10 protein-coding genes are annotated in these 14,023 nt (G+C 56.0%); 7 read left to right on the forward strand and 3 right to left on the reverse strand.

Annotated elements, in window-relative coordinates:
- Positions 1-257: 257 nt before the first annotated feature.
- Positions 258-1,778 (reverse strand): acetaldehyde dehydrogenase ExaC, encoded by a 1,521-nt coding sequence (gene exaC / locus LZP73_RS09450; protein WP_234234564.1) that lies wholly within the window; start codon positions 1,776-1,778, stop codon positions 258-260.
- Positions 1,779-2,157: 379 nt separating this feature from the next.
- On the opposite strand from exaC, the gene LZP73_RS09455 reads away from it, so the two are divergent.
- The 4 genes from LZP73_RS09455 to LZP73_RS09470 all read left to right on the forward strand — a co-directional run bounded on the left by LZP73_RS09455 (position 2,158) and on the right by LZP73_RS09470 (position 7,615).
- Positions 2,158-4,044, forward strand: coding sequence for a sigma-54-dependent Fis family transcriptional regulator (locus tag LZP73_RS09455; RefSeq protein WP_234234566.1), 1,887 nt, complete (start codon positions 2,158-2,160; stop codon positions 4,042-4,044).
- Between the two features lie 578 nt (positions 4,045-4,622).
- Complete coding sequence (locus tag LZP73_RS09460; RefSeq protein ID WP_234234568.1) at positions 4,623-5,558, forward strand: bile acid:sodium symporter family protein; 936 nt, start codon at positions 4,623-4,625, stop codon at positions 5,556-5,558.
- Positions 5,559-5,577: 19 nt separating this feature from the next.
- The gene (locus LZP73_RS09465; protein WP_234234570.1) at positions 5,578-7,098 is read left to right on the forward strand and encodes a metallophosphoesterase; all 1,521 of its coding nucleotides are present in this window, start codon (positions 5,578-5,580) and stop codon (positions 7,096-7,098) included.
- 133 nt (positions 7,099-7,231) lie between these two features.
- Complete coding sequence (locus LZP73_RS09470; protein WP_169564397.1) at positions 7,232-7,615, forward strand: DoxX family protein; 384 nt, start codon at positions 7,232-7,234, stop codon at positions 7,613-7,615.
- 111 nt (positions 7,616-7,726) lie between these two features.
- Here the strand turns inward: LZP73_RS09470 and LZP73_RS09475 are convergent, their stop codons facing one another.
- Positions 7,727-8,632, reverse strand: a complete 906-nt coding sequence (locus LZP73_RS09475; RefSeq protein ID WP_234234572.1) for a sensor domain-containing protein — start codon at positions 8,630-8,632, stop codon at positions 7,727-7,729.
- A 344-nt stretch (positions 8,633-8,976) separates the two neighbouring features.
- Between LZP73_RS09475 and LZP73_RS09480 the strand changes: the two genes are divergently transcribed.
- Positions 8,977-9,870: a universal stress protein gene (locus LZP73_RS09480; protein ID WP_234234574.1), complete on the forward strand. Its 894-nt coding sequence runs from the start codon at positions 8,977-8,979 to the stop codon at positions 9,868-9,870.
- Positions 9,871-10,031: 161 nt separating this feature from the next.
- Here LZP73_RS09480 and pepA read toward each other — a convergent pair whose 3' ends face one another.
- Positions 10,032-11,540, reverse strand: coding sequence for a leucyl aminopeptidase (gene pepA, locus LZP73_RS09485; RefSeq protein WP_234234576.1), 1,509 nt, complete (start codon positions 11,538-11,540; stop codon positions 10,032-10,034).
- Positions 11,541-11,762: 222 nt separating this feature from the next.
- On the opposite strand from pepA, the gene lptF reads away from it, so the two are divergent.
- On the forward strand, positions 11,763-12,875 hold the full coding sequence (gene lptF / locus LZP73_RS09490) for an LPS export ABC transporter permease LptF (protein WP_234234577.1): 1,113 nt from the start codon (positions 11,763-11,765) through the stop codon (positions 12,873-12,875).
- Positions 12,872-13,930: an LPS export ABC transporter permease LptG gene (gene lptG / locus LZP73_RS09495; RefSeq protein ID WP_234234579.1), complete on the forward strand. Its 1,059-nt coding sequence runs from the start codon at positions 12,872-12,874 to the stop codon at positions 13,928-13,930. Before lptF ends, lptG begins: the two co-directional genes overlap by 4 nt.
- The last annotated feature ends 93 nt before the right edge of the window (positions 13,931-14,023 follow it).

The raw sequence follows: 14,023 nt of genomic DNA on the forward strand, positions 1-14,023 counted from the left end.
GGCCTAGTAAGTGGCAATGCAGGCATGGGTAAGGCGGAGATATCTGCCGTTAAATCAACGGAAAAGGTAATTTTAGTCAATGGGGTCTCAGCCAACTGCCATCTAGGACGCGGGTAAATGACAACCAAGCCCCCCGGCATGCTTAACATCTGGCAATCCTATAGGAAGAAAGGGCTATTCGCCCTTTCTTATGTAGCGCCGCTGCAGATTAATCACTTGGATGGGCCACTTAGAAGAAGTCACTTAGAAGAAGTCACTCAGAAGAAGCCTAAGGGGTTCACATCGTAACTGACCAAGAGGTTCTTGGTATTTTGATAATGGTTGAGCATCATCTTGTGGGTTTCACGGCCGATGCCGGATTTTTTGTAGCCGCCGAAGGCCGCGTGGGCCGGATAGGCGTGGTAACAGTTGATCCAAACGCGGCCCGCTTGAATGCCCCGTCCCATGCGTTGGGCCCTGTTCATATCCCGCGTCCACACGCCTGCGCCTAAGCCATATTCGGTATCGTTAGCGATCGCCAGTGCTTCGGCTTCATCTTTAAAGGTGGTGACAGAAATCACAGGACCGAAGATCTCCTCCTGGAAGATACGCATCTTATTGTGGCCCTTCATGATCGTTGGGCTGATGTAATAGCCTTGACTCTGGGCACCCTCGAGTTGGCAAAGGGTGCCGCCCAACAGGACTTCCGCGCCTTCATTCTTACCTATGGCCAGGTGACTTAAGATCTTGTCGAACTGTTCTTGGGACGCTTGGGCACCGACTTGAGTCTCTGTATCCAAGGGATCGCCTTGCTTGATGCTTTGGGCGCGGGCGAGCACTTTTTCGATGAAGCGATCGTAAATTGACTCTTGGATTAACACCCTGGATGGACAGGTACAGACCTCACCTTGATTGAAGAAGGCCAGCAACATACCCTCGACGGCCTTATCTAAATACTCGTCCTCGTGGTCCATCACATCGGCAAAATACACGTTAGGTGACTTGCCACCCAGCTCAACCGTCGACGGGATCAAGGACTCGGCGGCGCATTTTAAAATGTGATAGCCAATTTCGGTCGAGCCGGTAAAGGCCAATTTGGCTATGCGTTTGCTGGTGGCCAGCGCTTGTCCCGCCTCGGCGCCAAAGCCGTTGACTATGTTGAGAATACCCGCTGGTAATAGGTCTTCGATGAGTTCGACTAATACCAGAATCGACACGGGTGTTTGTTCGGCGGGCTTGAGCACCACACAGTTACCTGCGGCCAGAGCCGGCGCGATTTTCCATGCCGCCATCAACAGAGGGAAATTCCAAGGGATGATTTGGCCGACCACGCCCAAAGGCTCGGGGAAGTGATAGCTCACTGTATTGTCATCGATATCGGCGGCGCTGCCTTCCTGTGCCCGGATGCAAGCTGCAAAGTAGCGGAAGTGATCGACGAATAAAGGCAAGTCGGCATTCAGGGTTTCACGCACGGCTTTACCGTTTTCCCAGGTTTCGGCCACGGCCAGGTATTCCAGGTTTTGCTCGACCCTATCTGCGATGCGCAGCAACAGGTTCGAGCGCTCGGTGACAGAGGTTTTACCCCATGCATCCTTAGCCGCATGGGCGGCATCCAATGCCAATTCAATATCCTGGGCGTCGGAGCGCGGAATTTGACAGAAGTTTTGGCCATTCACGGGTGAGCGATTGTCGAAGTATTTACCATTGACCGGGGCGATCCATTTGCCGCCGATGAAGTTGGCGTATTTTTCTTTAAAGTTAACCAGTGCGCCTGGGGTTCCGGGTTGAGCATAAATCATAGCATCATTCCTTCTTGTGGATGGCATGCGGTAGCGACAGGTATTTTTGCATCCTGCGCCTAAGCAAGTGAGTCTTGTCGAGGCATCTCCTGTGGATGCCTTTTGTATTTTATGGGTTCGGCTATTGGGCCAATCCTATTGATTGGCCTAGTGTTCTCTTATGCAACAGCTGAGACTGCACACTAGGGATGCATCGCAAGGAGAGTGCCAAACTGGCAAGAGTTGTACACTTGTTGTGCTAACAGTATGATGAAAAGCTGATTTTGCAGATGCGAATCAGCATGGGCGCTCATGGATAGCAGCTTGCCCTGAGGTCTCTTTGTCATCGAATGGCACATGGCAAGTGTGCCGAATTGGAACAGCGTCCGGGAGCACGGCTATGACAGTTAAACCGCATTTACCATCGACACAGGCTTGGTTGGCCGATTCGTGGCAGCGCAGCATCGGCGCCGGCCTGTCAGAGTGTCAGTCGTCCCGGGAGTTAAGGCTGGACGCCAGCGAGTTAAAACAAAAACATGAGCAATATCAGATGCTCATAGCCTTAGTTCAGTCCCATGCCTTGCCCTTGTTCAATCAGTTGATGGCCCATTCCAATAGCCGGCTGCTGCTCTCGGATGCCGACGGCTATGTGCTCAGGCACTGGGGCGTGAGCCATTATTCCACTAGGCTTGCCGACGTTGCCCTGGATATCGGGGTCAATTGGCTCGAACAATACAAGGGCACGAATGCGATAGGCACTGCGCTGACGGCAAAACAAGCGGTTTCCGTGGTGGGCGAGCAACATTTTATTCGCCAGAACCGTTTCATGAGTTGTACCGCTTGCCCGATATTTTCCCCCCAGGGTGAGATGCTCGGGGTGATAGACATCACCAGCGAGCAGCAAAGGCATACACAGCAGACCTTAATGTTGGTGTCGAGCCTGGCGCTGCAGGTTGAGACAGCGCTCCTGTGTCATTTGCCCGATAGCCACTATCGAATCGATCTGGCGGCGCAGCCAAATTTGCTGAATTCGGGTTGGCAGGGCATAGTGATTGCCGACCGAGATGGCCGCATAGTGGGTTGTAATCCCATGGCGAAACAATTGCTTAACCATGCCAAGGTGGGCGATGCCGTCGACCAGTATTTAGGGGGCAATTGGAGTCGTACCTGTGGCTTCAATCGGCACTTGGCGCTGCATTTACAGACTCAGGCCTTGAATATGCCGGGTGCAAAGCAGCGTGTTGCTATGACGGATAAAGCGCCCAACCCATTGGGCGTTCGATTCCGAGATCCTCTGCTCGAGCGTGCCTGGCTGTATGCCAATAAGGTGATTACCAAGCAAATTCCACTGCTGGTGCTAGGTGAAACCGGGGTGGGCAAAGAGCAATTTGTCAAAAAACTGCACGCCCGGAGTGCGCGCCGTGCCGGGCCCTTGGTGGCGGTGAACTGTGCGGCATTGCCTGCCGAATTGGTGGAGTCTGAACTCTTTGGTTATCAGGCCGGCGCCTTCACTGGGGCGAACCGTACCGGGTTTATGGGCAAGATTCGCCAGGCCCACGGCGGCTTCTTGTTTCTGGACGAAATAGGTGAAATGCCGCTCGCGGCCCAGAGTCGTTTGCTCAGGGTGTTGCAGGAGCGCGAAGTCGTTCCCGTTGGCAGCAATCAAAGCTTCAAAGTCGATATCCAAATTATTGCCGCGACCCATATGGATTTGGAACAACAGGTGGCCCAGGGACTGTTTCGGCAGGATTTATTCTATCGGCTTAATGGTCTGCAAGTGTGCTTGCCTGCATTGCGTGAGCGGCAGGATATCGAGCGCATCATACATAAATTGCACCGCAAGCATCGCATTGCTGCGCAGGCCATCTGCCCCGAACTCTTGGGGCAACTGATGCAGCACCATTGGCCGGGAAATTTGCGTGAGCTAGATAATCTCATGCAGGTGGCCTGTTTGATGGCCGAGGGGGATGACACTCTGAGTTGGCAGCATCTACCCGATTATCTCGCCGCGAAGTTAGCTTGCCCGGTATTAAACGCCGGGCCGTTACAGGGAGAGCCTGAGGCGGGCCTGGAGCAAAGCGCAGGATCTCCCTTGCAACGGGAAAGCGGCGCGTCGCGGCAAAGGAGTGCAGCAGTGAATGCGGATTCCTTGAATGAGGCAATTTACAGCAATGTACTGCAGGCGTACCAGGCCTGTGAGGGCAATGTGAGCCAATGCGCCAAACGCTTGGGGATCAGCCGCAATGCTTTGTATCGTAAATTAAAACTGATGGGGCTCAAAGAGTGAGCCGGCCTTGTTCTTGGCAGCGTCGACAGCATTGACAGCGTTGACAGCATCGAAGCGTCGACAGCGCGTTAACCTCATATTTGTCTCTACACTGGCATATGCCCATGCCTCTTGGGCCATTGCCGCCGGCTACCCTGACATCGACCCGTCTTAGCCGTGGAGGGCAAAGGTCTAACGCCTGGAGGCTGATTGGGTTAGCCTTTTGATGGGTTGGTGCTCGAAAGCAAGCCTAAGTTGGGGAAGAGCGGGTCAGAATAGGATTTTTCGCGAGAGCGAGAAAATCGCCAAATGTCATGTGGGCTTTGGCGAGTTGCCAATGTCGTTGTGGGCGACATGTTCCTCTGCTGTGTTGGTGGTCAAGGACAAGATACCGAGTGTGACGCTAGTTAGCGCGCTTGCCCTTCGCCGAACCATACTCCGAGCTTATTACTCCGAGCTTATTACTCCGAGCTTATTACTCCGAGCTTATTACTCCGAGCTTATTACTCTGGGTTCATATGACTCACTTGCCTATCGGCTTGGCTGCTGTATCATCTGCAAGTAACAATTAACTAACACAATGTTTTTGAAGGCTTACTATGCAGGCAAAGGTGAACCGGCTGTTTCCCCTCCTGGCGCTGTTCGGTGCCATGACGGCTTATTGGCTGCCGGCTTGGTTTAGCGGGCTCAAGTTCCTGATAGTGCCGCTGCTGGTCATCATAATGTTGTCCATGGGGCTCACGCTCAGCTTGGCGGATTTTTCCCGGGCATTGACCCGGAAGAAGGCGGTGTTGACCGGGCTGGTGCTGCAATTCAGCATAATGCCACTGAGTGCCCTGGGCATCAGCCTGCTGCTGGGGCTGGATCGCGAGCTGACGATCGGCATGGTGCTGGTGGGCAGTGTCGCGGGGGGCACGGCATCCAATGTCGTCTGTTATCTGGCGAAGGGGGATGTGGCCCTGTCTATCAGCATGACGGCGCTGTCGACCCTCGCCGGGGTGCTGCTGACGCCGCTGCTCATCAATCTCTCGCTCGGTGAGATGATAGCCATTCCCTTCACCGGCATGCTGATGAGCCTGGTGAAGATAGTGCTGCTGCCCGTCGGGGTTGGGGTGTTCATTCACCATAGGTTCAGGCCGCTGGTCGGCAGAGTCGCTGCGGCATTGCCTCTGGTGTCCGTGCTGGCGATAGTCATGGCCATCATGATTATCGTCGCCCTGAATGCCAGCCAGTTCGACAGCGTCGGCCCCATCATACTGCTGGCGGTATTTTTACATAATGGCATGGGGCTGGCGCTGGGTTACGGCTGCTGCCGCTTGTTGGGGTTCGAGCATAGCGTCTGCAAGACCATCTCCATCGAGGTGGGGCTGCAAAACTCCGGCCTGGCGACGGCGCTGTGCATCAAGTTTTTCAGCCCCATGGCGGCCATCCCCAGTGCGATATTTTCTGTCTGGCATAATCTGTCGGGCGCCATGTTGGCCGGCTTCTGGGCTAACAAGGCGCAGCGGCAGGCAGTACCGAGTTCCGGAAACTAACCAAGGGAAGGGATCCACTATGCAGCATTTTTTTACGCGAAAATTGCCTGGGCTAAGCGCCGGGCCGCTTGTTTCCATGGCGGTCGCCGCCGTCTTGCTGAGCGCTTGCGTCCGGCAAGACGCTTCGCCGGCCGGGCAGTCCGATGAGGCCCGCCCGGCTGCGACCGTCTATGCCGCCTATAGCCTGCTGGCGCCGGCCGACGATGGCGCGACGCTCATCTATGCCAGGGTGATCCAGGCCGGTGTCCATACAGAGGATGGCCTCTGTCCCGTCCTCGAGGGCGACGACGGCAGCAGGGTGGCAACCCGGGTGCGGGGAATGCACCCGGACACGGGCAACTTCCCCGTGACCCTGTGTGAGGCAAAAATCGCCGCCGGGATCGGCTATCACTCGGCCGGCGGTGACATAAAACTCGCCGCCGTGACCCTGGGGGCCAAGCATGTGCTGGTATATGGTGATTCCGGCTGCAAGAGCGAGGTATGCGCGGCGGGCACTGCGGCCGAGCCTTTCGCGACTTTGGCGCAACAGGGGCTTAAGTTACAGGCGCAAGGGGGCCAGGGCAGCCTGATCCTGCATATGGGGGATTACAACTATCGCGGCACCGGCGGCAGCATCGCCAACGGCATATACGCTTATGATGCCGGCGACGACGACTATGGCGGCCCATCCTGTGGCCTGGATGAAACCTATTACAGCCAGAATGCCGCTGGCAGTCCCAAACCGGACAACTGGCAGACCTGGTATGAGGACTTCTTCCTGCCGGCAAAAGAGCTCCTGGCCAGCGCGCCCTGGGTCTTCGCCCGCGGCAACCATGAGTTATGCAGCAGGGCGGGCCCAGGCTGGTTCTATTTTCTCGGCCCAGGCTCGGCGCTGCCAGGTGGCATAGCGCAGCAATCCTGCCCGGCGCAGGGCCAGTTCGACTCGCCGCCGCCAAAGGCTGTCGGCCATATCAAGCTGCTGCCACCCTACCGCCTGAGCCTGGATAAGCTGCAACTATGGGTGCTGGATTCGGCCAACGCCTGTGACGACAGGAGCGCCAATGCCCTGACGGCGCAATACCAGGCCCAGTTCGAGCAGTTGCAACAGGCAGCGGCCGCATTGCCGGACGAGCCCATCTGGCTGATGACCCACAGGCCGCTATGGGGCGTTTCCGGACCGAGCCAAACTCTGAACAAGATGTTGCAGACGGCGCTGGCGCAGACGCCGACGGGCCAACTGCCGCCACAGCTGGCCCTGTCCCTGTCAGGTCACATGCATAGCTACCAGTCGCTGAGCTTTGCCGCGACCGCCCAGCGCCCGCCGCAACTCGTGGTTGGCAACAGCGGCGTCAGCTTAAGTTCGACCCAGGCGAACCAGGATTTTGCCGTCCAAATCGACGGGCAGGAGGCACAGGGCAATGCCCAGGGCAAGTTTGGCTTTCTGTCCATAGAGACCGGGCCGGACAAGGCCTGGCAGGCGCGGATGCTGGATACCCAGGGCAAGGCCTTCATCCGTTGTGATTCTACGAATGCCGCCGAGGGCGGTCGCATATGTGAGTGAGGTTTCGGCCCAGGCGGACCTATTCCAGCCATTGTTGGTTAAATACAGGCCAGGAGTCAGGTTTTACCCTTGTTTGCTATATTTATAGTGCTAGGCAGATAAGTTGCTTTTTTTCAAACAAAAGGAGGAAGTGATGAACAATGCCATAGTATTAGTCGCCCGGGTGTTGCTGGCGCATATTTTTCTGTTGGCCGGCATAGGTAAACTCGGTGCAGGTTATGCCGGCACTCAGGGCTATATGGAGTCCATGGGGCTGCCGGGTGCCTTGTTGCCACTGGTGATCTTGCTGGAGATAGTCGGCGGCCTGGCACTGATCGCCGGGTTTTTCACCCGCTGGGTGGCGCTGGCCCTGGCCGGATTCAGCATTGTTGCGGCACTCATCTTCCACAGCAACTTCGGTGATCAGATGCAGATGATCATGTTCATGAAGAACTTTGCCATGGCGGGAGGTTTGCTGATGCTTTATGTGCATGGTGCAGGTGAATTCAGTGTCGACGCCAAGGCCAAGCGTGCCTAGTGTGCTTACCTAGTTGCCTGGTGCTTAGTGCTTAGTGTGCCAGTCGCTGCAGGTGATGCACTGTGGTATGCCCACAGTGCATAGCCACGGCTTTGCCGCCAGTGCCAAGGATCACAGGTTATCCAGGATGCCGAGTGTGGCATCCTGTGCCAGCTGGATCCTGTCGCCGCCGAGTCGCTTGGCGAGGTACATGGCGCGATCGGCGGCCGCCAGCAGGCTGTGCTCATCCCGGGCGTGTTTGGGGTAGGTGGCCACGCCTATGCTGGCCTGAATGACGTAACTGTCAGCTGCCGCCGTTGGCAGCGAAGAGGCCGGCGGCGTTCGCAGCTGGCTCAAGATCTTGTTGGCAATCATCAGCGCCTTGTCTTCGTCTTCTATCTCATCCAGGATCACCACAAACTCATCCCCGCCGAAGCGGGATACTGTGTCTGAGTCACGCACGCAGCCGGATAAGCAGTGGGCGGTTCTGAGCAGCAGCCTGTCGCCCGCTTGATGACCCTCAGTGTCATTGACGTATTTGAGTTTATCCAGATCGACAAACAATAAGGCCAACTGGGTCTGCTCGCGCCTGGCCCTGGCGAAGGCCTGCCGCAGGCGATCGCTGCAGAGGGCCCTGTTGGGAAGTTGGGTGAGCTGGTCATAGAAAGCCAGGTTTTGCAGTAAGCTCAGCTGTTCCTTATGTTTGGTAACATCACGGGCGACGGCGATCCTTACCTTATCCGTGGCATTCCATTGGGCGCACCACTGAATATCGACAATTTGGCCATCCTTGCGCAGGTAACGGTTTTCGAAATCCACCTTGGCGCCATCGGCCATAATTTCCCGGGCGGCTTTCAGGGTGCGTTCCCGATCGTCGGGATGGACAAACTCCAGCATGGAGCGTCCGAGCAGCTCTTGGATTTCATAGCCTAAAATCCGCTTGAAGCCCGAGCTCAAATAGAGAAATTTGCCGTTCTCATCCACTACACATATGGCTTCCAGCAGTTGATCTAGATAGTCGCTTAACGAGGAAAACATCCAGCCTCCGACGGCTAATGGAGCGAGTGATGCAGTGAGTATTCTATGTTGACGCGCTCACCGCTATTAATATTTATAGTACATAGGTTTGTTTCCATTTATTTGCCTATGAGAGTAACGAACGCGCGGCGGAATGTCCCGGCTTATGTCATCCGGGTCGTTATTCAGGACTGTGTGACTGTACTGGTCCGGATTATGAGGTGTCCAAAAGCCTAAGCTCGGACCATAATTAATCCTAAGTCCGTTTCATGTCATAGGCCATGTCTGGGTAACCCAAGTGTCCTTTCAAGGCGTTACCACCTGGGCATGGCGACAGCGACACTTGCGATTATGGAGGATATTTGATGAAAAACTTTCTGGTGATAGCCGACAAACCCGGGGAGCCACAGAGTGCTTTTCTGAAGGCGAAGGAGCTTGCGCGTACGTCCGGTGCCAAGATCCATCTCGCCGCATTTTGTTATGAGCCAGGGGTCGACATCAGCGATCCCGAGATCAATGGCCCGCTGCTCAAGCAAAGGATCATGTTGGAGCTGCAAAACTGGTGGCAAGGCTTCATAGATACCCATGCAGGTGAGCAGAGCGTCAACCTGGAGGTCATTTGGCAGAAGAACCTGTATGAGTGGATACTCGCCAGCTGCCAGAGCCATCAATATGATCTCATCATCAAGACGGGACACCGCAGCGAAGGTATGTTCTACACACCAACGGATTGGCTGTTATTCCGCGATGCCCCTATCCCAGTCTATATAGTGGCGAAGGAGCAATTCAACGCCAAGAAGCGGGTGCTGGTCGCGCTGGATGTATTGGCCAAGTCCGCCGATAAACAAGCGCTGAATGCCCAATTGCTCGAGTGCGCCTTTCGTCTGGCGGTTCAGACCGACGCCGAGTTGCATTGTGCCTATGCCATCAAAGTCCCCACTCTGCTGAAAGACTTGGATCTGGTCGACCCCCATGCCTATGCCCACAAGATCATGGGGGCGGCGCAAGCGAATATGGCCCGGCTGGTCGAAGATTATGATATTTCACCGGATTGCATCCACATAGAGGAAGGGGAACCTTGGGGGGCGATTGCCAGGCTGGCGAAAAGGCTTCACAGCCAATGCCTGGTGGTCGGTTCCATGGGGCATAAGGGGCTGATGGGCAAACTCATAGGAAATATGGCGGAAAAGATCATTCATGTGACCAATACGGATCTCCTGGTGATAAGCCCTGAGGTCAAGGTCAAGATAGCCATCTAATACCATCGCCTTGTGGCGGGAGCCTTGCTTAAGTGCAATTCAAAAACTGTGCAGTGGCATCGTCTTGGGGAAGTACAAATACAAAAAGGGCGAAGCATGATGTCTTCGCCCTTTTGGCTGCGAGCTATATCAGTCGACCCGCGTCAAGGTCGGCAGCCGGCTTATTCGCCCAGCTCAACGCCGGCGCGGTTGATCAGGAACTGGCTCAACAGGGGAACCGGACGTCCGGTAGAACCCTTGTTGGCGCCGCTATTCCAGGCTGTGCCTGCCACATCCAGATGCGCCCAGTTGTACTTCTTGGCGAAGCGCGACAGGAAACAGGCGGCGGTGATAGAGCCGGCCGGACGACCACCCAGGTTGCTCATGTCGGCAAACGGGCTGTCGAGCATGTCCTGGTATTCGTCCCACAGCGGCATGCGCCAGGCGCGGTCGCCACTCTGCTCGCCGGCATTGAGCATCTCATGCGCCAGCGGGTTGTGGGACGAGAATAGGCCGGAGGCGTGTTTGCCCAGGGCGATGACGCAGGCACCGGTCAGGGTGGCCGTGTCTATCACCAACTCGGGATCGAAGCGTTCGACATAGGTCAGCACGTCGCACAATACCAGGCGGCCCTCGGCATCCGTGTTGAGCACTTCGACCGTCTGTCCGGACATGGTCGTCAGTATGTCGCCAGGACGATAGGCGTTGCCCGACGGCATGTTTTCACAACCCGCCAGTACCCCAACTACGTTGATCGGCAGCTTCATCTCGCACAGGGCCTTCATGGCACCTATGACACCGGCGGCGCCACCCATGTCGTATTTCATCTCGTCCATGCCTTCGCCTGGCTTGAGTGAAATACCGCCCGAGTCGAAGGTCAGGCCTTTGCCTACCAAGACGATAGGCTTCTCTGTGCTGTCGACGGCACCCTTGTATTCCATCACTGTCATGATGGATTCATTGTGGCTGCCACGGCCAACGGCCAGATAGGAATTCATGCCCAACTTGGCCATCTGTTCTTCGCCGACTGTGGTCACAGTCAGTTGCGGGTGAACTTCGGCCATTTGCCGGGCTTGGGACGCCAAATAAGCCGGATTACAGATATTCGGTGGCATGTTGGCCACGTCGCGGCACAGGTGCATGCCGGCAGAGACGGCCATGCCATGCTCTATGGCGCGTTCACCAACCGTCAGTTCACGACGGGTCGGCACGTTGAACACCAGCTTGCGCAGTGGTCTACGGGTCTCACCCTTGCGGGTCTTGAGGGCATCGAAGCTATAGAGGCTGTTGCTCGTGGTCTCGATTGCCTGGCGTACCTTCCAATAGGTATCCCGTCCCTTAACGTGCAGCTCTGTGAGGAAGCATACGGCTTCCATCGAACCCGTTTCATTTAAGGTGTTGATGGTCTTGGCAATGATCTGCTTGTATTGGCGCTCGTCCAATTCCCTTTCTTTACCGCAACCGACCAGCAGGACGCGTTCGCTCAGCACATTGGGAACATGGTGCAGTAATAACATCTGTCCTGGCTTACCTTCCAGATCGCCACGACGCAGCAGGTTACTGATGTAGCCTTCGCTGATTTTATCCAGTTGTTCGGCAATACCGGACAGGCGACGCGGTTCGTAGACACCGACGACGATACAAGCCGAGCGTTGTTTTTCGGGGCTGCCGCTCTTTACGCTAAACTCCATGAGCACTCCTAGATTCTTAAAGACAAATTTTTATATTTATTGGATAATGTCTGCTTGTGCCCTCGCGGGCGTAAGTTCTTACTCCAAAAGGTGTATTAGCCTTGGCAGTTATGTCTGCCAGCAACCCCTGAAGTTGGTCAGAAAACTATCAAAAGTAGACAGTCTACATGAATGTTACTCTGTTACCAGCAAAAAGATAAGTTTAGACACCGGATCCTGCCTGTGATTGTATTTAGATACTTGATTCGCGAAGTTTTAAAAGCGCAAATCGCGGTACTTTTGGTACTGCTAACTATTTTTATTAGCCAGCATTTCGTGCGCGTGCTGGCCGATGCCTCCGACGGCGAGTTTCCCGCTTCCTTAGTCATGACCCTGTTGGGCCTTAATCTGCCTTATCTCGCCGTACTGGTACTACCCTTGAGTCTGTTTCTGGGGATTTTGCTGGCCCATGGGCGCATGTATGCCGAGAACGAGATGGTGGTGTTCCACGGCGTGGGCGTCAGCGAATGGTATGTCACCCGGGTGACCCTGTTGTTGGCGCTGGCCAACATGATCTTCACCGGCTACCTGTCCCTGTATGTCGCCCCCTGGGCCGAGGAACGCCAGAATCAGGTGTTGGAGCAAGCCCAGTCGGAAGCCGGGCTGGCGGCCCTGGTTCAGGGACGGTTCCAGGCCAGTCCCAATGGCAGGGCCGTGCTGTTTGTCGAACGCATAGGCAAGGATAACCAGCTGGAGAAAGTCTTCGTGGCCCAGCTGCCGGATCCCGAGGATGAATCCGGAGTCACCAATGTGGTGGTGGCCAAGAGTGGCCGGGTGGTGGAAGACAAGAGCCGGGCCCAACAATTGGAGTTGGATGACGGGGTGCGTTATCAAGGCAGCCCGAGGGCCATGGACTACCAGCTGATAGAGTTCGGTGGCTATAAGATGCAGATCAAAGAGCAGGAGGTCGATGAGCGCAGACGCAAGCTGTCGGCACTGCCACTCAAGAATTTGCTGGATATCGAAAGTCCCGAGGCCGTGGCCGAGTTTCATTGGCGCCTGGCGATCCCGCTGGCAATTCCATTGATGACACTGATCGCCGTGCCGCTGGCCAGGGTCAATGTGCGCCAGGGCAAGTTCGCCAAGATGTTTCCGGCGGTGCTCCTGTATCTGGGCTATTTTGGTTTGATGGTCGCCGGCCGCAAGGCGCTCGAGGATGAGATCATTCCTGCCTATCTGGGGATGTGGTGGATACATGCCTCGGCCCTGGTGATGGGATTCCTGTTACTGGGTAAGGACAGGCCATTGGGCAGTCGCTTGAGCTTGCGTTTCAAACGCAGGGGGCTGGCGGCATGAAGATACTGGACCTCTATATAGCGCGGGTGCTGCTCAGCACTTCGACCCTGTGTCTGCTGATCCTGACCGGACTGTCGGGCATCATCAAGTGGGTGGACCAACTGCGCTTGGTGGGCCGGGGCGCCTACAGCATGACGGATGCCGGCATCTATGTGCTGTTTCTGGTGCCCCGCGACATAGAAATGTTCTTCCCCATGGCAGTGCTGCTGGGGGCGCTCATCGGCATGGGCATGCTGGCATCCAATTCCGAGCTGGTGGTGATGCAGGCATCCGGCATGTCGCGCTTGCAGATCACTCTGTCGGCGATGAAGACCGCCGTGCCTCTGATGCTGCTGGTCATGGCGCTGGGGGAGTGGGTCGCCCCGGCCGCCGAGCAAAAAGCCAGCGAGCTGAAGGCGACCCAGATCTCTGGTGGCAGCTTGCTCAAGTCCCACCGGGGGATCTGGGCCAAAGACGGGGATCTGTTCGTCAACATAGGCGAGATTAACGATATCGACCGGCTGACAGACGTCACCCTGTATGAGTTCAGTGCGGATCTCAAGCTCGTTGGGGTAGTGCATGCCGAGCAGGCCGAGTTTATCGACAAACATTGGCGCATGCTCAAGGTCAGGCGTACCAGCATCACGGATGAGCGGGTCAAGTTGAGCTATCTGGAACACCTTGCCTGGCAGTCGACCCTGACGCCGGACAAGCTCAGTGTGGTGTCGGTAAAGCCGGATGCCTTGTCGATTCGCGGCCTGGTGGGCTATCTGGATTATCTCAAGACCAACAGTCAGGATCCCAGTCGTTATGAGTTGGCCCTGTGGCGTAAGCTGGTGCAGCCCATCACAGTGGCCGTGATGCTCCTGGTGGCCCTGTCCTTCATCTTCGGGCCATTGCGGACAGTGACCATGGGGGCCAGGGTGTTGCTCGGCGTCGTGGCCGGCTTCAGCTTCTATATCTGTAACGAGATTTTCGGCCCCATGACCCTGGTATACGAGTTGCCGGCCGTGCTGGGCGCAGTGATCCCCAGCCTGCTATTTAGCGGCGTCGCCTTGTATTACATTCGGAAATAGCCATAGCGCCAGCCCAAGAGCCAAGTGCGAATAGCAAAGAGCACAATAAAAAAGACGCCGCGAGGCGTCTTTTTTATTGTGGCAGGGCAAATA

Source organism: Shewanella sp. AS16, from assembly GCF_021412365.1.
GTDB classification, from domain to species: Bacteria; Pseudomonadota; Gammaproteobacteria; order Enterobacterales; family Shewanellaceae; genus Shewanella; species Shewanella salipaludis.

What these genes read in the sequence shown, in the direction of transcription:
- exaC (WP_234234564.1), bottom strand. Translation starts at nt 1,778, where the DNA reads ATGATTTATGCTCAACCCGGAACCCCAGGCGCACTGGTTAACTTTAAA.
- LZP73_RS09455 (WP_234234566.1), top strand. Translation starts at nt 2,158, where the DNA reads ATGACAGTTAAACCGCATTTACCATCGACACAGGCTTGGTTGGCCGAT.
- LZP73_RS09460 (WP_234234568.1), top strand. Translation starts at nt 4,623, where the DNA reads ATGCAGGCAAAGGTGAACCGGCTGTTTCCCCTCCTGGCGCTGTTCGGT.
- LZP73_RS09465 (WP_234234570.1), top strand. Translation starts at nt 5,578, where the DNA reads ATGCAGCATTTTTTTACGCGAAAATTGCCTGGGCTAAGCGCCGGGCCG.
- LZP73_RS09470 (WP_169564397.1), top strand. Translation starts at nt 7,232, where the DNA reads ATGAACAATGCCATAGTATTAGTCGCCCGGGTGTTGCTGGCGCATATT.
- LZP73_RS09475 (WP_234234572.1), bottom strand. Translation starts at nt 8,632, where the DNA reads ATGTTTTCCTCGTTAAGCGACTATCTAGATCAACTGCTGGAAGCCATA.
- LZP73_RS09480 (WP_234234574.1), top strand. Translation starts at nt 8,977, where the DNA reads ATGAAAAACTTTCTGGTGATAGCCGACAAACCCGGGGAGCCACAGAGT.
- pepA (WP_234234576.1), bottom strand. Translation starts at nt 11,540, where the DNA reads ATGGAGTTTAGCGTAAAGAGCGGCAGCCCCGAAAAACAACGCTCGGCT.
- lptG (WP_234234579.1), top strand. Translation starts at nt 12,872, where the DNA reads ATGAAGATACTGGACCTCTATATAGCGCGGGTGCTGCTCAGCACTTCG.